This window comes from Carboxylicivirga marina, from assembly GCF_016612505.1.
In the GTDB taxonomy this organism is placed as follows: domain Bacteria; phylum Bacteroidota; class Bacteroidia; order Bacteroidales; family Marinilabiliaceae; genus Carboxylicivirga; species Carboxylicivirga marina.
The window spans coordinates 1-21,183 of the sequence record NZ_JAENRR010000058.1; the positions used below are offsets into that span (position 1 = coordinate 1).

The 21,183-nt window shown below is 40.0% G+C and carries 15 protein-coding genes; all 15 read right to left on the bottom strand.

Annotated elements, in window-relative coordinates; genetic code table 11:
- Nucleotides 1-582: 582 nt before the first annotated feature.
- Nucleotides 583-810 carry a hypothetical protein gene (locus tag JIV24_RS17875; protein ID WP_200466443.1) on the bottom strand — a complete coding sequence of 76 codons (228 nt, stop codon included), beginning with the start codon at nucleotides 808-810 and terminating at the stop codon, nucleotides 583-585.
- Nucleotides 811-1,058: 248 nt separating this feature from the next.
- Entirely contained in the window at nucleotides 1,059-1,907 is an 849-nt protein-coding gene (locus tag JIV24_RS17880) for a sialate O-acetylesterase (RefSeq protein ID WP_234445870.1), read from the bottom strand.
- A gap of 20 nt (nucleotides 1,908-1,927) precedes the next feature.
- Nucleotides 1,928-3,016: an SGNH/GDSL hydrolase family protein gene (locus JIV24_RS17885; RefSeq protein ID WP_200466444.1), complete on the bottom strand. Its 1,089-nt coding sequence runs from the start codon at nucleotides 3,014-3,016 to the stop codon at nucleotides 1,928-1,930.
- Between the two features lie 18 nt (nucleotides 3,017-3,034).
- Nucleotides 3,035-4,543, bottom strand: coding sequence for a sialate O-acetylesterase (locus JIV24_RS17890; protein WP_200466445.1), 1,509 nt, complete (start codon nucleotides 4,541-4,543; stop codon nucleotides 3,035-3,037).
- A gap of 441 nt (nucleotides 4,544-4,984) precedes the next feature.
- Nucleotides 4,985-5,197 (bottom strand): hypothetical protein, encoded by a 213-nt coding sequence (locus JIV24_RS17895; RefSeq protein WP_200466446.1) that lies wholly within the window; start codon nucleotides 5,195-5,197, stop codon nucleotides 4,985-4,987.
- Entirely contained in the window at nucleotides 5,191-6,456 is a 1,266-nt protein-coding gene (locus tag JIV24_RS17900) for a sulfatase family protein (protein ID WP_200466447.1), read from the bottom strand. Before JIV24_RS17900 ends, JIV24_RS17895 begins: the two co-directional genes overlap by 7 nt.
- Before the next feature lie 88 nt (nucleotides 6,457-6,544).
- Nucleotides 6,545-7,996 (bottom strand): sulfatase-like hydrolase/transferase, encoded by a 1,452-nt coding sequence (locus JIV24_RS17905; protein ID WP_200466448.1) that lies wholly within the window; start codon nucleotides 7,994-7,996, stop codon nucleotides 6,545-6,547.
- 19 nt (nucleotides 7,997-8,015) lie between these two features.
- A complete protein-coding gene (locus JIV24_RS17910; RefSeq protein ID WP_200466449.1) occupies nucleotides 8,016-9,434 on the bottom strand; it encodes a sulfatase in 1,419 nt (472 codons plus the stop codon).
- A gap of 29 nt (nucleotides 9,435-9,463) precedes the next feature.
- Nucleotides 9,464-11,758: a glycosyl hydrolase family 95 catalytic domain-containing protein gene (locus JIV24_RS17915; protein ID WP_200466450.1), complete on the bottom strand. Its 2,295-nt coding sequence runs from the start codon at nucleotides 11,756-11,758 to the stop codon at nucleotides 9,464-9,466.
- 120 nt (nucleotides 11,759-11,878) lie between these two features.
- Entirely contained in the window at nucleotides 11,879-13,681 is a 1,803-nt protein-coding gene (locus JIV24_RS17920; protein ID WP_200466451.1) for an alpha-L-fucosidase, read from the bottom strand.
- Between the two features lie 75 nt (nucleotides 13,682-13,756).
- Entirely contained in the window at nucleotides 13,757-15,565 is a 1,809-nt protein-coding gene (locus JIV24_RS17925; protein ID WP_200466452.1) for an alpha-L-fucosidase, read from the bottom strand.
- A gap of 104 nt (nucleotides 15,566-15,669) precedes the next feature.
- Nucleotides 15,670-17,193, bottom strand: coding sequence for a sulfatase family protein (locus JIV24_RS17930; RefSeq protein WP_200466453.1), 1,524 nt, complete (start codon nucleotides 17,191-17,193; stop codon nucleotides 15,670-15,672).
- A gap of 407 nt (nucleotides 17,194-17,600) precedes the next feature.
- Nucleotides 17,601-18,788: an endo-1,4-beta-xylanase gene (locus tag JIV24_RS17935; RefSeq protein WP_200466454.1), complete on the bottom strand. Its 1,188-nt coding sequence runs from the start codon at nucleotides 18,786-18,788 to the stop codon at nucleotides 17,601-17,603.
- A gap of 10 nt (nucleotides 18,789-18,798) precedes the next feature.
- Entirely contained in the window at nucleotides 18,799-19,923 is a 1,125-nt protein-coding gene (locus tag JIV24_RS17940; RefSeq protein ID WP_200466455.1) for an endo-1,4-beta-xylanase, read from the bottom strand.
- Between the two features lie 30 nt (nucleotides 19,924-19,953).
- Entirely contained in the window at nucleotides 19,954-21,054 is a 1,101-nt protein-coding gene (locus tag JIV24_RS17945) for an SGNH/GDSL hydrolase family protein (RefSeq protein ID WP_200466456.1), read from the bottom strand.
- Between the last annotated feature and the right edge of the window lie 129 nt (nucleotides 21,055-21,183).

Sequence of the window (21,183 nt, forward strand, 5' to 3'; positions counted from 1 at the left end):
GATGGGATGGTTTTTGGAAACATTTTTCTGACGTATACTACACTAAAAATGCTGCGTAATATGAGAACTGCACCCTTAATTAAGAAGGTGAAAGCTACAAATGTTCTTTTAGAATTAAAAGATCGAAGGGATGATTTATTCTTCCAATGATTTGCTACCACCAGGTTAAACTCCAATAACATGGGCTAAATGGAAATCCCAGCTCAAATTAGCTTTGTGTTAGCACAGTTTTCATAATCCTGTGCTAATACCATTTAAATATTAAAATGCGCTGGTATAATGCCGATACATATTCATAGTGCTTTTAGGAGTGAAGCGAACGAAAGGCGCATTTTGAATAGTAATAAGTATAACACAAAGCTAACTAGCCCTTATTTTTTATACTATAAAATCATACTCAAGCTATATTTACTTCATATTTAACTCACATTAAACTCAAGTAAAATCGAATTTAATATGAGTTTGGTATGAGTTTAATTTGAGTTTAGTATGAGTTTAATACCTCGCAGGTATAATTTAATCACCTTGTAATACCAAACATGTTTCAAAGTGCATCTTAGCAAAACTATGAGAACACAATGTTCAATCAACTCTATTGGACACTCTCATTTTTTTCCGCGATGAAGCATTGTGTTTGCAGGTATCAACATCCCATGCCGTTGATGGTCCTTTCTGGTAAGTAGTATTATTATCAATATCAGATATAGCATCTAACTCATGCTGGAATTTAGTAAGGATATCCTGAATTTTACGGTTTGATGAATGGATGAGGTTCCTTCGTTCTAAAGGATCTTCTAGTAGATCAAACAAGGCATAAATCTCTTTTGATGTATTAATGAACACCTTATATCGACCATCGCGAAAAAACCGGTCTCTGAACTTAAATGTATTTATTATACGGCTGTTGCTAATAATAGCGGGATATGAGCCAAGAGCCTGTATGTATGCTTTGCTCGAACTATCAGAAACACCAAAAATAACATCAGCAATAGATACGCCATCAATTACATGTTCGCCTGGAAGCTGAGCACCTGCAATTACATTAGATATGTATTTAGTTAATGATTTAAAAGATACAATGACAACATCTTCTCCCCATAACGCTTACCAATCATGCGATAACCTTCGGCATTAAAATGTGCTCTGTCTTTGGCCGGACAAGCTGCTGATGAAATAACATGTGCATTGGGGATCACTTCTGGTAGGGTATGAATAATCGGGTTCATGGTGGCGCAACAGTTATCAGGCTCCGTCACCATCTCTCCTGCCAGAATCGGTACCTCATCGGCTTCTAACGAAAGATCTTCCAGCATGTCATTATAAATCTTTTGCACATACATTGGCCATTCAGCATTACCGGTATTGGTTTCACCCTGGTGCAATAATATACCCTTGATTACACCATCCTGCTGTGCTTTTTGGGCCAGTTCAATTAAACAATTATACGGATGACCTCCATAACTCGCTACTTTTCGTTCAAACCAGACTTTACCGTCCTTCGAATCATAATCCCGGTATTGGTCTTTATCAAATAAACGGATATCGCAGCCTCCTATTGCCACTAATATAACACCAACTTTAATGCTGTCTGATAAATTCGCCACCATTGTTCGGCCAAAATAGTCAGCTGGCGACAATCCCTTATTACAAAATCCTAAAGGCGGAACAGCCGTATACCATTCGCCTTTTTGTCGATTCAGCTCTTCACAATTAAGTGCCTGCATCACTTGAAAGCGCTCATCCACTATTCTGTCTTTTTCCTCAATCACTCCCTGCCCTTCCATGTTGGACTGTCCAAAGCAGAGGTAAATATGAAAATTTGCATCCTGAGCTAAAATAATGTTTGTTATAAATAGCACTCCTATTGCAAGCAGTAGCCTGATGTTCAGTAATCTCAATATCATCATTTCGTTTTCTTAAAGTAAGTCTACCATTTAACATTTTCTTCTATAAAAGCAACCAAGTACTTCGCCATCACTTCATGCTCATGTACTTTGGGGTGTCCTTGGGTATTTTTATAGGGAAATACCAAAGTAAACAGCTTCTGATCATTCATCTCCTCTACGGCTGTTTGAACATAGCCTGGCCAGGGCGAGCCTTCTTTAGTCGCATCCATGCTGCCCAGGGCACAAATAATAGAAGCTTTGGGATATTTTGAACGAATACTACTCACAAATTCTTTATAAGCATTAATAATATAACGCTCGTCAGGGGGAGTGCTCCCAAAAGCTGCTTTAAACTCTTTACGTTCCGGCTTTTTCACCAGCCACGAGTCATTCTGAAACAAGTTGATAACTACTACTTGCGGTTTGTATTGTTTGAAGTTCCATAGTCCGGAATCATCGTTTGGAGCAAAACGATCATACAATTGTGGCATTGTAAAGTTAAACCAGCTCAGCATGATGCCAATACCTCCTTTGGCGATGCAGGAATACTCCGCATCGAAATGTCGTGCCGTAATGGCCGCATAACTTTTGTAGTTATTGGTAAAAATGCTATCTGGCCTGTCAGCCTCTAAATCCTCATTACCATAACCCGCTGTTATGGAGTTGCCATAAAACTCAATTTTTCGTTTTTTCTCTTCTGGTGCTCGTAACAATTTGGCATTACCTTCAATCTTAAACTGATAAAAGGATGTTTTGCCACGCCCCCATTCGGTTCGTTTGAATATTTCAAGTGTATGCCTTCCTTTACTTAAGCCTGAAACCAGCGTGTAGAATTTTTTCTCGGTCCCTGGATTAAATACTATGATGCTATCATCATCTAAAATCAGATTGTAATAATTCTGGTCTTTATGATCTCTCAGTAAGCCAGCGACGGCTTCGCCCTCAAAATTAAACTTAATGGATGATCCTGACCATAGCAAGTCGGCACTGTTACCTGATGAATAGTCTATACGGCCTGAGTATTTTAGTTTTTTATTTGTATAGTCAATAACTAAGCTTTTTTCCTGACCCTTACTGATCAGAGACAATGGTAAAAGCAATAGCAGGAATAGAATTTTTTTGTGTAGCATACAGTTGTATTAATTTTATTACTTGTTGGCTGGTGGTAAAAACAGATCCGTTCTAAATGGACGGGCTGGCAGCCCTGCTCCATTGATTAAATTAACTTCAGGCATGGCTGAAAAAGCATACCTGACATATAATGGTCGTTCTAATTGATGACACCCTAATTCTACTTTTCCCCCTTTTATTTTGGAGTTAGCTTTATACCAGTCACCTGACTGGTCAGCCAACCAAAATGCCTTAGGGTCGGTGCCATCAATTGTCTGTAGTCCTTTGGCATTATCGAAGTGAAGCACCAGTTTATTATTCTTGATGGTCACCCTATTAATAATGGGTCCTTGTGCCTCCTGTTTCTTTTTACCTGGTTTTTGTTGGGCCACCAAAGCCAGTCTTTGGCCAATAGGTAACTTGTCTTTGGGATGAATATTTCTGGTTTCCCCCAGGTCTATTGTGGTGATGATATGTGTACCACCCAAATCCAGCGCTTGACATTGCGCTTCTCTCATCCAGGCCCATGACGGCAAATCGGGTAGCTCTAACTTATCAGGCTGTTTGTTCTTCCGAATAAGGGGGTTCTCAAAGCCTGGTAACATCACTGCCATCACTTCAAGCTGATTATTTTTCCATTCTGTTCTGATTCTCTCTATCCACAGCGGCAATGTAGTGCCATACTGTTGCATACCTTCTATTGTTTTACTATTGGCCTCTCCCTGGTACCAGACGATCCCCCGACATGAATAAGGTGCCAGCGGGTGCAACATGGCATTGTAAAGAATATTAGGCTGAGTACGTAAATAGATGTCGTCCTTGGTTGTTCGTTTGCCTTTTTTGGACAAAATACTGTCAATACGGGTATGTTTTGCCATATCGCTATCAAAGTCATTCATGAGGCGTTTAAAATGCGGCAGTTTTTCTGTCATATCCCTGGGCATCCAGCCTTCAATAGATGAACTACCCCAGGAGGTCAGCATGATGCCAACGGGTACGTCCAAAAACTCCTGAAGGTGATAAGCAAATGCGAAGGCCACAGCACTTGGGGGATTTTTAGTTTCCCAGGTGCCTTCAAGGTATTTTTGTTCTTTGAAAGCTACACTTTGTTGTACTTTAAAGGTTCTAATGTTACAAGCTAATGGTTCCAATGCTTTTATATCTGGTATTTGCTGATAGCCCATTTGCATATTTGATTGCCCGGAACAGATCCATACTTCGCCTACTAAAACATCCCTCATTCGTATTTCCTGATCAACACACTGCACCGAAAATTCAAAGGGACCACCTGCCGGCATTGGCGATAATACTGCTTGCCAGTATCCATTGGCATCAGCCACCACAGACAGGCTATCTTCACCTAGCTTCACCTTAAGCTGTTGATAGGCTTCTGCTTCTCCCCATATATTAATGGGCCGATCCCTTTGCAGTACCATGTGCTCTGTAAAAGGTGAAGCTAATCGGAGTTTTTGAGCCCCAGATCCGGGCACGAATAGCGCACTTATTAGCAATACTAAAAACAACCATTTAGTACATCCTCTATGCATATCATTGGTTTTAAACATACTTCTCTAAACCCTTTTTAGTATCTAATCAATAATGTCCAAATTAAATTGGCGCTTCGCCCAAACCCGACTTACTTTTTGCTCTTGATGGCAAAAACTAAGGAAAAAACATCAAGGCTACATGCATCTCACTCAAAAAAACTACGTTTGATTGACTGAAATCGATTAAACTCAACTTTTTCGTTCCTCAAAAGCTTCAAACAGAAATCGATTTTTAAACGTAAATGCAAACTTATTTTTTGGCTCACTGCCTGAGGCCTACCACCCATAAGACATACAGCAATTTTAAATATTTTTTAGGACGCTATTGGTATCTAATCATTAATATTCGTGTATTTTTTGGCAGAATATTCAGCAAGCTGTAAATAATCTTAATACTTAATACTTTTCCGGCTTGTCCAGCTTAGCTTAATGCATTATCACTTATTCAGAGCCCTTCTGTTTAGCTTGATTTTTCTTTCCAAACTGATCAGACCACTGTTGTCTCAACTTATTAAATGAATCCTGTCCATATTCATCACCTTCGAAACTCCCCTGGCATGACTCCAAAAAACTTGCAAGTTCAGCCTTCAACTCCGCAGCTATCTTTGGTTTTTGCTTGATGATATTATTCTTTTCATACGGATCGTTCAACATATCATACAGCTCATAGTTCCCATCACGTTTGTAGAGTTTATAGCGCATATCTGACGAACTAAGCATATTTCGTATGCAAAAACCGATTGACGCAGCCCTTTCTGAGCTTTTCCTTCAATGGTTGGCATCAGGCTTTCTCCATCCAAAATATATGGAACTTTCTTTGATTTAATATCAAGAGCATCCATGATTGTTGGCAAATAATCTGATGTGACTGCAGGTGCATCTATTGCAAATCCTTCTTTTACCTTGTCAGGCCAGACCAATAATCCAGGTACACGCACGCCTCCTTCATATAAAGATCTTTTACGCGCTTTAAATCCCCCGGTAGTACCAGTACTATTATTTTCTGGTCCATTATCACTGCAAAACCATATCATTGTGTTCCCGCCGATACCATGTTTAAGCAGATATTTCCGCAAGCGACCAATTTGTTCATCCATCGCTGTAACGCAACCTGCATAATTACGAATCATTTTCGGCTGTTCCTTGTACAAGGCCTGATATTTAGGCCCGGCGACACAAGGTAAGTGAGGCGTATGAAACCAAACCACAGCACAAAAAGGCTGCTCTTTCTCTAATGCCTTATCTATAAAAGGCAATACACGATCCATGATAACCCGACTATCATCCCCCTCCAAATTATTACTTACAATATTACCATCGAAATCCCAATAGTGCGTCCCATAAGACTTATAGGCTTGTCCTTCTTTAAGGTAATCCCAACCGAGGCGGCTGGCCCCATCAACGGGTTTCTTCATGGGGTCATAGGTAGGTACTTTTGATTCTGTCACAAACGCTTCATCGTATCCATGCCAGGACGGAGGGTTGTATTCCTTCATATTATTGGGTCGACCTCTGTTGGCATCTTTAACAGCTGTCGTTAATGTTCCCAAATGCCATTTTCCAAAATGCCCTGATGTATACCCTTCTTCCTTCAATAGCTCTGGAATGGTCAACTCTTCTTTTCGTAGTATGCCTTTATTAGCAGTAAACACGCCTGTTCTGTATGGATTTCGGCCTGTTAATACACTGGCCCTGGTTGGCGAGCATACAGCCGACGCTGAATAAAAGCGATTAAAGGTAATGCCATCTTTGGCCATCTGATCCAGATGGGGTGTCTGGATCAACTGATTACCATTGTAACCCACATCCCCCCAACCGAGGTCATCGGCCATTATCAAAATAATATTGGGCTTATTTTGTGCACTTAGGCCAGTTACATACAATAGGAAAAACGCTATTAATAATTTTGGCATATACTTCTTTATTTTTTACAGATAAAACTTCAACATCTAAAAGTCATCTGACCCTTCATGGCACCGATGAATATGATTTGTATACATTTTAATTGAGCAGTTCCGGAAACACAGCTGTTAAATCCAAAGCATCATCCATCTCTTGTTGCAATTGAAGTAATTGCCCAAACAATTCTTTAATCTTCTTCTGATACTTTTGATTGCTTGCCAGGTTTTTCATTTCCAAAGGATCTTTCTTCAGGTTAAACAACTTCACCTTCTGTGCTTTGGGATAAACTATGAGCTTATAGTCATCGGCACGAACCATCCGCTGCAGTTCTTTGTAGGAACCATATATGGCATCGTAGTTCCCTTTTTTACGACGGTTTGTAATCAGTGGCATCAGGCTATTAAACTCCACATAGGCTGGTTTTTCAAGGCCTGCAATTTCCAGCGTCGATGGCATGATATCTTGTAAATACACATCCACCTCTTTTCTTTTACCTTCGGGTACATCAGGACCTATCACAATCAGAGGTGATCGCATACTATGATCATACATATTTTGCTTACCCAATAGTCCATGTTCACCACAGGCCAATCCATGATCGGCCGTGTAAAAAATGTAGGTATCATCCTTCTGTCCACTTTTTTCCAAGGCATCCAGAATACGACCTATCTGATGATCCATGTGGGTTATGATAGCATAGTACTCCTGTCGATTTACCTTAACAGCATATTCCGTTCTTGGAAATGGAGCCAGTTTCTCATCTCTCAGATTTTTCCCACACCCTATGTCATCTTTTTCAGGATAAAGAGGCTGATAATTGTCGGGTACAGAAATCTTATCCAGGGGGTACATATCGACATATTCTTTAGGCGACTGACGAGGATCATGGGGTGCATTAAAGGCCACATACATAAAGAATGGATGCTCACGGCCTTTGGCCTGTTCGATAAAATCAATCGACTCATCACCCACTACCTCGCTCCAATGTTGGCCGCCTTGCCAATAGCCGCCATGTTTAGCATCCCAGGGCAACCAGTTTTTATCATTTTCATCCATCGGCCTGTTATACCCTGCTTTGGTTTGCTTAGGCATCCCGTATCTTTTCGTTCCGATATAGTCAAAACACTTATCGATATCCGCCTGAATGTGCCATTTACCAGTCATATAGGTATCGTACCCGGCTTGTTTTAACAAATTACCCCAGGTTTGAGTGATGGCTAATGAATCCTCTTTTTGAAATACGGTATTTAATTCTTTGGCCCGCCACACACTACGCCCCGTATTAAGCATCGTACGTGAAGCAACACAAACCGCTCCTGCCCAGGCCCCCATGTTATAGTTATGCGTGAAAGTAGTACCACTCTCTACCAGCTTATCTAAGTTGGGGGTCTTGATTTCCTTATTTCCTAAGGCATGAATGGTATTATAGGCCTGATCGTCAGCAAATATAAAAATGATATTAGGCTTTTTCTTGTTGTCGATCGCATCAGCATGATGACCATTCAATACTATAATGAGAACAACTAAAATATGTAACAGGATTTTCATCATTCAATCACTTTAAAATTTTCTATTTTCCGTATTCATTGTTTGGGGTAGGCGGTGGTAAGCCAGCCTGCTCTTTGGCTTTTTGTAACTCATCAAGCAACTGTTGTGCATTGTCAGAATCAAGCGAGAAGATATTATTCATTTCCAGCGGGTCTTCTTTGAGGCTATACAACTCATACTGACTTGTTTCTACATCCTCAATGAGCTTATAATCATTCAACTGAATCACATTTACCCATTTCGACTTAAACTGCTTCGTTTTAGAATTAAAACCACTGTAATTGGTATAAAACCAAACCAAAGGCATTTCCCTTTCTGGTGCTTTTTTTCCCATCAATACTTTGCTCAAACATATTCCATCCAATGGGTGGTTTGGGTTCACTTGTACATTTGCCAGATCAGCTAATGTTGGCAGTAAATCAACATGAACTATTGGTGTTGAGCAGCTTGAACCGGGTTTGATATGATCGGGCCAACTAAAAATATAAGGTATTCGTATACCACCCTCCCACACATCGCCTTTATTGCCCCGGTATGGTTGGGCAAACATGTTGTTACCCTTGACTTGATAGTGACCGTTATCGGAAGTAAAAACAACGATGGTGTTGTCGTCAACTCCCAATTCTTTTAATGTCTGCATCAATTCACCTACGCTATCATCCAATGAGCGAATCATGGCCAGTACGTCGATCACTCGTTCATGATCGTATTCAGTACCAAGTAGTTTATTTTTAAAGTGTGCCACATAAGCCGGTTTCGGGTCAAATGGAGCATGCACCAGGTAGTATGGCATATACAAGAAGAAAGGCTGATCATCCTCGACACAACGTTTCATAAACTCATTGCCTTTTTTAGTACAATAGTCGGCATTATACACCAGGTCATCATAATCGTTTTGCTTTGGCACCGTACTAAAACCATAATGATTCTTGGTTTCAATGGCCTCATCAAATCCCATATGACTATTCATTCCTGAGCGTCCAACACCCAAATGCCATTTACCAAATGCTGCGGTACGATAGCCATGCTGCTTAAACACTTTTGCCATGTTTAATTTATCGGGGCTTAAACCATTATCCTTTGAATACAAATGATTACTTGCTGGCGGCAGGTACTTCATATTTTGGCGCATTTCTTCTGCATTCTTAGCCATTAGATAACGATCTACAACCCTATAGATATTGGTTCGCGGAGCCAGTTGTCCAGTCATTATCGCTGCACGAGAAGGTGCGCACGTTGGATCGTTGGAATATCCATTGGTGAAATGCATTCCTTCTGAATACAAACGATCAATATTGGGCGATTCCACAATGTTGTTGCCATAACAGTTCAATGCATTTATTCCCAGGTCGTCGGCCAATATAAATAGTATATTGGGTTTATCCTGAGCATTGAGTATAATTCCACATAATAAAAGAAAGTAGATTAGCGTGTATTTCATGATTCTATTTTTGTTTTATACTACTTGATTTAATTAATGCCGTAAAAAGATGTTGTTTTCTCAGTAGCAATTATCTTTACATAGTCACTGTGGGAATCAGATTCACCAATCCATAACATTTCTCCCTTTTTTAGATTACCTGACAGCACTGTTTTATTATTCTCATGTTGCAGTTCAAAAGAAGAATTCGCTGATGTCTTCCAGTTGATATCCTGCTTAACCGGTAAAACGATTCGAAGTCTTCGTTCCTGCACACTTTCGATACAAGCCCCTTCCAAAGCTTTGTTTGCATAGCTTGCACTGACAATAAACCCACCCTCTGATCGAAGTCTGGAAAAGGATGCTTCTTCCCACTCTGCTGGTAAAGCAGGGAATAACTTGATTTCATCCTGCTCATAATCCAGCTTATAAGATTGTAAAAGCAACTCAAGTGTAACCGATGCAGAATGCATTGGCGTTTCGATAACAGGACCTGTTTCAATATAGAAGGTATTATAGGTGGCAAAGTCATCCAGATACCGATTCAGAGATTCAAGAGCCTTCTCTGCATCCCCCAATCGGGCGTACATGGCGGTGGCAGCAGTGTAGGTATAGCCTTTAAACCCCCAGTCGCTATGAGGTCTTGTTATCCAGCGTTCCAATGACAGGCGACTTAGTTCATGCTCATCCTCATTAGATACATCCAATACGGCTAAAGGATAAAATGCCAGCAGATGCGAAAAATGGCGATGGCACACATCCATTTTATAATCCTTCCCAAGCATAATGCCAGTTTCATCATCGACATAAAGTGGAACCAGATTGTTAAGCACCTTGCTATACTTGGCACGTTCTGAAGCATTATCACTGTATTTCTCCGATAGATAGATAACTTCTTTCAAAGCCCAGTTTAACAGTCCGATGTTATAGCTGTTATCCTCTATCTCCGGCACTTCACCATTCACCTTGTATTCAGGTGATATATCGGCTGGCACATGATAAATACCATCTTTGTCTTTGATTAAATTTTCAAGCACAAAGTTCACACCCCGTTTTAACAAGGGATAGTACTTTTCAGCTTGTCGGGCTTCATCTGGGAAATGTTCCAGGAACTGACTATAATTATATAGCAGCCATAAAAAATTGCCATATTCGCCCCAAAAGCTGGTACCATCATAAGGCGCCCATCCCCTGCCGATGGATGCTCCATTATCTCTGTACTCCTTAGGCACGGCATTAATAAAATGCTGCTGATTGGTATCCATATGATCAAATAGCGTGCTTGCAATCCCTTTTTTATTGGCCTGATTCATAGTCGGATAGGTAATCTGAACATTTAAATTGGTCCAGATACGCGGCCATGGGGTTGCCCTGAACCAGGGGCCCAATAAATCAATTGGCAATTCACCCTCACAAGTAGCCGCACGCATCTTATAAATCTGAAACCAATAATTAGCTTCAATGCGCTTGTCGGGAATGGATATAAAGGACTCGTTAAAATAGTTATTCCATTCAGTCTGGTGAGCCACTTTAGCCTCCTCAAAAAGCCTAGATAGCATTGCTTTAAACTCATTAATAGCTGTGACAACATCACCTTCTTTTTCACTTCTGTAATAAACAGTAGAATAGCTAAGTGTTGTTTCCTGTCTGCTTTGCTCAATGTGCCAAAGCAAAATATAGCCTACCTCATCACTAAAGGGTACTTTTCGGAAGCTTATGCCTTCATGCTCACCTATCTCTTCATCAGGCAAGGTCTTTACAAGTTCAGTGTTGTAAATATGCTTATACAAAACAGGATGGGTAAAGTCTACCTTATCTGCAAGTTCTAGTTCACTGATAAATGGACGCAATATCTTGAACAGCTTATTAGACTGAATTCCAGGAAGTGGCACATGCTCAATAACTGGTTGATGAGCCTCACTGTGCTTAAAACGTATGCGAACAATATCTTCATTGATATCTGCAAAAGTTTCAAAAGAATAGTTTTCACTTTTCGTCTTAATTTGACCTTTCACTTCAGAGAGCCCGGCAGACTGTTGCATTGTAAAAGCCGATATGCTATCATTGGTATGCAAAACAAATTTTCCTACAGGAACCCGACTGCCTTTTTTATAAATTCGGGCGTCACCAATATCGAAGCGTATGCCTTGCTTAGTATCACCCCAAATGGTAGTCCCTACACGTCCGTTGCCTAAAAAAGCGGCTTCATGCCACACTTGTGGCAAGCTGTTCCATTTAAGGTTAAAACGATTAACATAATCTGAATAAGAATCCTTGCTATCGGCACTACATGAAAGCATGATTGCTACAAGGGTACATACGATTGCTTTAGTAATTATCTTCATTTCTAGTTCTTATCATTAATCCAATAGCATAGTTAAATCAACCTTACTCTCTTTATAACTACAAAGCTTTATACAGTATGTAAAGCTTTGTATTCCGCAATAAATTCAAACACCTTTTGTCTACTCGGTATAAACAAGTATTTTATTGATTTCAAGATTCTGCTGCTCTTTGAAGACAAACCTTAGCTTATTGCTTGATAAAGCTTCGTTAAAATAAACACCGCAAAACGAGCCAATATCCTTGCCCTGGTACACCATATCCCATTTATCATTCTTCCAGACCTGAATCTCGAATTCTCGCACATCTGACTTTCTCAAACGCCGCCCTTCTTTTATAAAGATTTGCTGAATTGTTTGAGTCTTATCCCATGAATAGATAAGTTCCGGATTAGCATCAGAAGCATCAGGACGCCACGATTTTTTGATGCGGATACCTTCAGAAAAATCTTCACCTGCTCCCGGCAGTAGATTCTGTGCTATAAAACCATCTGATTTATCAGATGAAGAACTGATGGATGCATTATCAATTATCAGCTCACCAATCGTTTTGATTGCTTGAATCTCTGCAACATCACAATCCAATGTTAATTCAACAATTGGGAATATCTCCTTTTCATTGCTTTGATATGAAATCATCAAACCATCCTTATTATTTTTAACCTTCAAACCTTGATGTTGTGTTAGGGCTTTATAGCTCTTCACCTTAGCTGGTAATTGTGGCAATACTATGCTTGGCCCTTCTTGGTGCCCCATTAGATGCAAATATACTTTATTACCTCTGTAAGTAGCCGAACCCCAAGGACCTGAAATATATGGTCCTCCTTGTGTTGCATAGATGCTTTCGCCATATTTTTTCAGGTAAGCACCTGTTTCGATTAAACGGGTAGCATGTTTATCAACGACACTCCCGTCTGGACGTGGACCCGTTCCCAATAGGAGATTACCACCATTACCCGCAATTTTAGTTAATACACGTACTACTTCACTTAATGGCGCAGGTTCAGACTCTCCATTGTAAGCCCAGGCTCCTGCCAGCACATCACAGGTTTCCCATGGACGATTCACCTGAAAGCGACCAACACCTCTTTCTGGCCCGTCAAAATCACCCATGTGCCATTGAGGCGTTCCATGACGATGATTCACGATGGCTTTGGGATTCACCTCACGAATCATCTTCAATAATTTGGGTGAATTCCATCGGCTTGGTGGCAGTCCTAAACCATCGAACCAAATACCATCGACACCCGGATAAGACATTAATTCAGCCATCTGCGGATACAGTATTTGTTCGTTATATTCAGTGTGCGGCAAATCTTTTCGATACAGGGGATGTGTCCAGTCGGGCTGAGAGTAATACCACATCAGGCGCATATCATGCTTTTCGCACGCCTCAGCAATATCTTTCATTACATCCTTGCCATAGGGTGTATTCATAATATTAAAATCAGTCGTCTTTGTATCCCACATACAAAAACCATAATGGTGCTTGGCTGTAAAAACAAAATACCTGGCTCCAGCCTCTTTCCAGATTTCAACCCACTCTTCAGCATTGAAATTCACGGGATCAAAGGTTTTGTATGTATCATTATACTCTTGCTCAGGAACACCTTTAGTGACCTTACCATCAGTTGAGTGGTGCGGACGACGACCATAACGCCCCCAGCTTAAAGCCACCTCCGTAACAGCAGACGGCGCCCAGTGTACAAAAATGCCAAACTTGGCTTCTTTCCACCATTGCATGTCTTCCTCCGAGGCAAACATATAGGGCAAATAGTCTGGGTCTATCGTTTTTAAATAGTCTTTTAATTGTTCCGTCTGGTAATAGGGTTCAATACCATCGGTATGGGGTTTATGGTGGTGTTGTGCAAATGCATTTCCAACAAGTATAAAACAGGCGACAATAAGGTAAAATCCTTTTTTCATTATTTGCTAATTAAATTTGAGCTATTGATAACTCTTAATGATTAATTTTTATCAATCAACTAATTGTATTATTAATTAAAAATCAGATGAAATGAGAATTTTGTTGATCTCGATTCTTCCTTTTTTATCAAATATAATTTTCAATTGGGAAGTCTTAATGACATTTTTAAAGTGGATTCCACAGTAAGGGCCAACTTCGTAACCTTTGTGTATGGTTTCCCAAACACCATTAATCATCGCCTTCATTTCATAACTTTCAATATTAGAAGCTCTTAAGTCACGATTTTCTTTAATATTTATTTGTTTAATCTGCTGTTCTTCTTTCCATTTATAAATCAATGTTGGTTGCTCATCAGCGTTTGCCGGTTTCCATGATTTTTTAATATGTATTCCTTCAGAAAAATCTTCACCTGCTTGTGGTAAAAGATTATTAGCTGTAAAGCCTGATCCTAAATCAGACGAAGCAGTTATGGTGGCATTGCCTATTAATATTGGGCCTTGTGTTTTTATGGGATAAATTGTTGTGGCATCGGTATCTAAGCAAAGCTCAATAACAGGAAATAAAGACATTTCATTTTTATCGTACCTAATTTTCAAGCCCTTTTTAGTATTGCTAATTTTCAGGTTTTTTTCACCAGTTAAAGCCCTGTAACTTTTTAATTCTGCGGGTAGGTTTGGTAGTATCAATTCGTTGTCTTTTATATCTCCCATTAAATGCAAGTAAACCTTTTTTTCTCTATAGGTACAGGCTCCCCATGGTCCAGAAATATATGGTCCTCCCTGAGTAGCATAAATACTTTCACCATATTGCTCCAAATATTCACCCATTTCTCTCAGTCTGGACGCATGCTTATCAACCACTGAGCCATCAGGGCGCGGACCAATACCTAACATCAGATTCCCTCCATTACCTGCTGTTTTTGTTAGAGTACGAATAGCTATTGGAAGAGGTGAAGCATCAGATTCCCCATTATAAGCCCATGCCCCCGAAAGAACGTGACAGGTTTCCCATGGCCGGTTTGTTTGAAAACGACCAATACCGCGTTCCGGCCCATCAAAATCACCCATGTGCCATTGAGGCGTTCCATGACGATGATTCACAACCGCTTTGGGGTTTACATCCCTGATAATCTTTAGCATTTTGGGGGAATCCCATCTGCTTGGAGGCAAACCGAGACCATCGAACCAGATACCATCAACACCGGGGTAGCTCATCAGCTCTCGCAGTTGTGGATATAAAACCTGTTCATTGTATTCTGTATGCGGAAGTTCTTTCCGATACAATGGATGTGTCCAGTCGGGTTGCGAATAGTACCACATTAATTTCATATCATGTTTTTCACATGCTTTAGCAATATCGACCATTACATCTTTGCCATAAGGTGTATTCATAATGTTAAATTCGGTCGTTTTAGTGTTCCACATACAAAAACCATAATGATGCTTTGTCAGAAAGACAAAGTATTTCATACCTGCTTCTTTCCATAATTTAACCCACTCCTCAGCATTGAATTTATCAGGATTAAAGGATTTATAGCTATTGTTATACTCTTGCTCTGGAACACCTTTAGTGATCTTACCATCGGTTGAATGATGCGGTCGACGACCATGCCTCCCCCAGCTAAGTGCAACTTGAGTAACCGATGCAGGATCCCAGCACACCAAAACTCCAAATTTAGCTTCTTTCCACCATTGCAAATTTTCCTCAGAAGCAAACATATAAGGCAAATAATCTGGATCTATCGTTTTTAGATAATCTTTTAGCTGCTTGGTTTGATAATAGGGTTCAATACCATCGGTATGGGGTTTATGGTGGTGTTGTGCATATACTAAGCTACTAATTTGCAGCACCAGGCATATAAGTGCGAGTCTTATTGTATTCATATTATTAAATTTACTTTGCTGACTGTATTTATTACTGATTGTTGATTTATATTTTTAAAGGAATTACGCTATAACTTTTTGTTCATGAAAGCAAGAGGGTTCCATTATTTGCGATTATTAATTGCCATTCCACCTCTGTATCGTTGAAGCTCTTTGTGCATCTCTTCAACGCGCTCAGGGTATTTTTCGTATAGATTTACTCGCTGCTCCGGATCTTTTTTCATATTAAAAAGCAATCCTTCAGTATCAAAATCGGTATAGCCGGTTAATTCTTTAAAATCAGCAGGCATGTCCCTATGACCTCCTGTGTTACTGTTGATGTAGAGCCAGTCGCCTATGCGAATGCCCCATTTAGATGCCCGAGTATTGTGTATGGTCGCCTCCCTGTAAGGTGTTTTATGGGGTTGAGCCAAAAGCACAGGGAGAAAATTATAACTATCTGGAGCAACATCTTCTGCTAATTCCACTCCGGCGATTGTAGCAATAGTCGCCATTATATCCACTTGTGAAATCACCTCATTAGATACTGCACCGGCTTTAATTTTACCCGGCCATTTTATTATAAACGGTACGTGGTGCCCCCCTTCCCAAACATCTCTTTTCAAGCCTCGAAAATCACCCATACTAAAGTGGTCGTATTCAACAGCCCGTTTCCAGGCATAAGCCTCCGTGCCATTGTCGGAACTAAAAACAACAATCGTATTTTCATCCAAACCTTTATCTTTCAGCGTCTGAAGCACTTGCCCTGCCACCCAATCGGTTTGAACCATAAAATCACCATAGGCACCAGCTTCTGATTGTCCGTCAAACTCATCATTCGGTATAATGGGTGCATGTGGCGAAGGCAAAGCAAAGTACAAAAAGAAAGGTCTTTCTTTATCCTGCATTTCAATCCACTCTACTGTTTTTTCGGTAAGGGTTGGCAGCACTTCATAAGGGTTCCAGTCTTTTACGCGTGGTCCGGGACGAAATTCCCATGCTCCTTCTTTTGTTTGAAAGCCAATATTTTCAGGAGTCATTAATTCGTTGGGAATGGACAGTGTACGATCATTTTCAACCCATACGTAAGGCGGGAAATTGATCGTACCATCTCCAAAATAATAATCAAAGCCCTTGTCCAGTGGCCCTCCTTTTATGGGTTTGCTCCAATCAATATCTTCAGGGCCATATACCTCTCTAAGTTTCCCCCACTGCATCACTTCATACGATGGTTCTTGTTCAAATTCCCAATCCCATCCCAAATGCCATTTACCAATACATGCAGTGGTGTATCCATTATCTTTTAAGATCTGTGAAAGAGTAACATCATCATCCTTGAAAAAAGAAGCTCCGAAGCTCCCAACAATACCATGCCGGGTACGCCAGTGATATTTACCCGTAAGTAAAGCATATCTACTTGGTGAACAAACTCCGGAAGAGCTATGTCCATCGGTAAAACGCATCCCGTCTGCAGCTAGCTGATCAAGGTGTGGCGTTGGTATTTTTGAATCCGGATTCTGGCAATTCAAGTCTCCATAACCCATATCATCAGCATAAATTATCACAATGTTAGGCAATTGCGATTGCACGGGCTTTACGCACGAGGGCAGCAGTATACTAAACACCAATAATTTTAATAAAAACCTCATAATATCGATCTTAATCTGAATTAATATTTTAGCTTATGCCAACCATTCTAATTGTCTACCTTAATTATTTTTCATTACTAATTCCAATTAAGGGTTAAACCTATTGCTTATAAAGAGGGATTTCATCCCTTAAACCCTGACTTACTTTCCTTTTCTTGATAAAAGAAAGTAAGCAAACAAAATCAAGACTACGCCTGCTTCGCTATAAAAACTACGCTTCTTTTGACTAAATCGCTAAAACTCGAACTCTCCTTACGTCGAATTCTCAAACAAACACGATTTCACGTCAAAACAAACTTGTTTTTTTGCTCACCAGCCAAGGTCTATCCTTGAATTATCCCTAAACCAATTTTTAACTATTGATTGGCATTACTAACTAATTCGGTACTATTTATTCATAAAAAACTCTAGTCATGCGCTTTAAGCAAGGCCTTTTTCATCTCAACATAAATGGTCTTTGGTTCTAACTGTTCATCCCATGGTGCAATAACCCATTTCTTTTCATTCTTATAGTGAGGGACGTCTTTTATGTTCCATAAGTTAAATCCAATAACACCTCCATGACGCATTTCCAGTAGCGTATTGAATATACTCATGTAGGTTCTCATATGGTCTTGTTCAGAGCCAGGATTGTCTGTGGGAACATGTATATTACATTCGGTCACATGAAATTCCAGATTATTATCATGAGCCCAGCTAATGAGTTGTTTTAAAGATTCTGCATCAACTTCGGGTGTTTCCCATTGTACATCTCTACCATAACTTATGTGTGCCTGCCATCCGATACCATCTACCCGATACCCATTATCACGCAAATAGCAAACTAAATCTTTAATTTTATCCCACATGCCTGTTTCCATACCGCCATGTTGATTAATAATTAACTGTTTATTTGTTGCTTCTTCACATGCAATTTCAAATGCCTGAATGATATAAATTGGGATTACACCTTCTAAGTGTGGATAGCTTGATTCATCAACTTGTATATATCCAATAGTCTCCCATGGCATTTCCCAACCATCATCACCTGCAGCAGCTTTTTTCCAGGTACCATCTCTATTAACACTTTCATTGATCACGTCCATCCATTCAACCACATCCTCGTTGTTATATCTTTGACATAGAGCAGTCATAAACTCTCTGAGGTTGCTTGAAAGTTCTTCCTTGGTACGCTCGTCATTTCGAGCCCATCGTGAACATTGGGGACTTATCGGGCCATGAATGCGAATGATTTGCTTTTGCTCCCTGGCAAATTTTATCCAGGCATCAGATTTTTCCCATTTCCAGATATTGTTGTCAGGGTGAACATAGCTTTGTTTAAAGTCATTGGCAGGAGTCGTATAAGAAAATTCTTTCGCTAATAAGTCAGTTTCTTCCGTTCCAATTGCATCGTACTTACTGGTTGCTCCTACGAAAAGTGTATTTGTTGAAAAGTTCTTTGAAACGATGTCCCTGATTGGTGTGTTTAATTCTTCATCAGAGAACTCAATTTGCTCATCAATAACTTTTTCCAAGTCTGATGAACATGAACAACAATGGCTGATTATTAAGACTACTGCCAAGAGCTGTGAAGTATATTTAAATGTATTGTCCATGAGTTTCAGTTTAGTCAGCTGCATCTTCTAGTGCTTTTTTCATCTCAAAATAAATGGCTTTGGGTTTTAACTGCTCATCCCAAGGGGCAATGACCGTCTTACTTTTGTTTTTATAATGCGGCACATCCTTAATATTCCACAAGTTAAAAGTCACGACGCCACTATGGCGCATTTCCAGTACAGTATTAAAAACACTCATGTAAGTATCAATATGCTCTTGCTCACTTCCTGGCTTATTAAGAGGTACATGAATATTGCATTCTGTCACATGAAACTCTAAACTGTTAGTATGCGCCCATGCAATCAAATCCTTTAAAGCCTGCATGCTAACTTCGGGTGACTCCCAATCGACATCTCGACCATAGCTGATGTGTGCCTGCCAGCCAACACCATCCACCCTCAATCCAGAATCACGCAGGTAACGTACCAAATCCTTCACCTTGTTCCACATCTCCACATGCATCCCTCCATGTTGATTAATGACCAGTTTTTTATTGCTTGCTTCTTTGGTCGCAATTTCGAACGCCCTAATAATGTAAAGGGGAACCTTGCCACCCAGATGAGGGTATTTATCCTTATCCACTTTTTCATAACCGATAGACTCCCATGGTAATTCCCATTTTGTATCCCCAGTTTCTGAAGTCTTCCAGCTACCATCACGACTAACCGTTTCATTGATTACATCCATCCACTGCACCACTTCTTCATCGTTATAACGACGACATAATTCGGTCATGTATTCACTCAGGTTAGTCAGCAATTCAATATCCGTACGTGCATCATTTTTTGCCCAACGCGAGCATTGAGGACTTATTGGTCCATGAATTCGGATGACTTGCTGATGCTTCCTGGCAAACTGAATCCAGGCGTCAGCTTTATCCCAACGCCAGGTATCATTATTGGGATGCACGTAACTCTGTTTAAAATCATTAGCTGGCGTTGTATAAGAAAATTCGCGCGCAAGCAACTTTGTTTCCTTGCTCCCAATCTTACTATACATGCTGGTGGCACCAATGTATACATTATTTGCAGGATATTTGTCATCTACAATTTGCCTGAGAGTTTGTGTCTGTGAGCTTAAATGACTAGCAAATAGAATTATTGATCCAACAATACTGAGTATGTGCTTATTCATAATATTTCGGATGATTATTTAATATTCTTATTACTCTCCAATGATCTCTATTAGCTCTTTGGCAAATAGTTCGGCACCTTTAATACTAAAGTGCACCTTGTCGTTTGGATTGTCATCTCTTAAGTTTTCAACAGAACTAATTTCATCACCCTCAATCAAAAACAAACGCTTATCACCCTTGGACTGCTCATGATAAATGAAGTTTCGAAGAGCCAATCGGTATTGATCAGGTGTAATCCCCGTTTTTTCACTTTTCTCTGCTTTGGTGTATGTTAAGGTGATACAATAGATTTTGGCATAGGGATGGTTATTTCGGATGGATCGTAAATAACTTTCATAGGCAGTGATGTATTCCGCCACCGTTTTTCCGCTAAAAATAAGATCGTTGTAACCTATTAAAATCGTTATTAAGTCCGCCTTTGGCAATTCATCAGTCATATCGGCTATTGCCTGCGATACTTTAGCACCTCCAACAGCTAAATTATAGTAATCGTATCCCAATGACTTTGCTACCAGGTATGGATATGTCAGGTAAGTCGCAGAGCCTTGACCTACCCCATGCGTGATGCTATTACCAATGGCCAGGTAAACAGGCTTACTATCATCTGCCAATTCTTCCAATTCACTCGTACCCCATAATTCCATCGAATTTAAAGCCACATTGGCCCAGCTAGGCATAACCACCTCAAAATAAGTTGACAAGCCTGGATGCTGATTCACCACCTCAATGGTCATTTGCTGCGAACTTTCTTGCGCGTTAAATTCAAACGTTTGCGTTGGCTGTCCATTTTGATTAATAGCGAAAGCAGCACCTCTGTTGTCACCCAACTGTGGCAAAAATACCAACTTTACTCTATCGCTTTTAGTTTTGAATTGCATACGCACGCCACTGTTCGTTCGGGCTTTATCAGCATTGAACATCGATTGTGTTGATGGCATTGACAATACCTCTTCAGGAAAACGACTCCAGCAAAGGTGTTCTCCGGATCTATCAACATAATTCGCACCCTTCACTTTTATTTTAGTATCCTTGATATCTACATTTCGGTAAGTAGCAACTCGATTTTGCTTCTTATCACAAGATGTGAATAACAAAACGATGACCAGCAATAAGCAGTTTAATCTAAACATATCAGTATCTCCTTTGTCAAGCATTACTCTTCATTCCTAACGATTCCTCATGAATAAAAAATCCTTAAACCTGAAGAATCAATGCTTCACTTTAATTCCATAAACAATTCCAGTTATAAAACTAAGGTA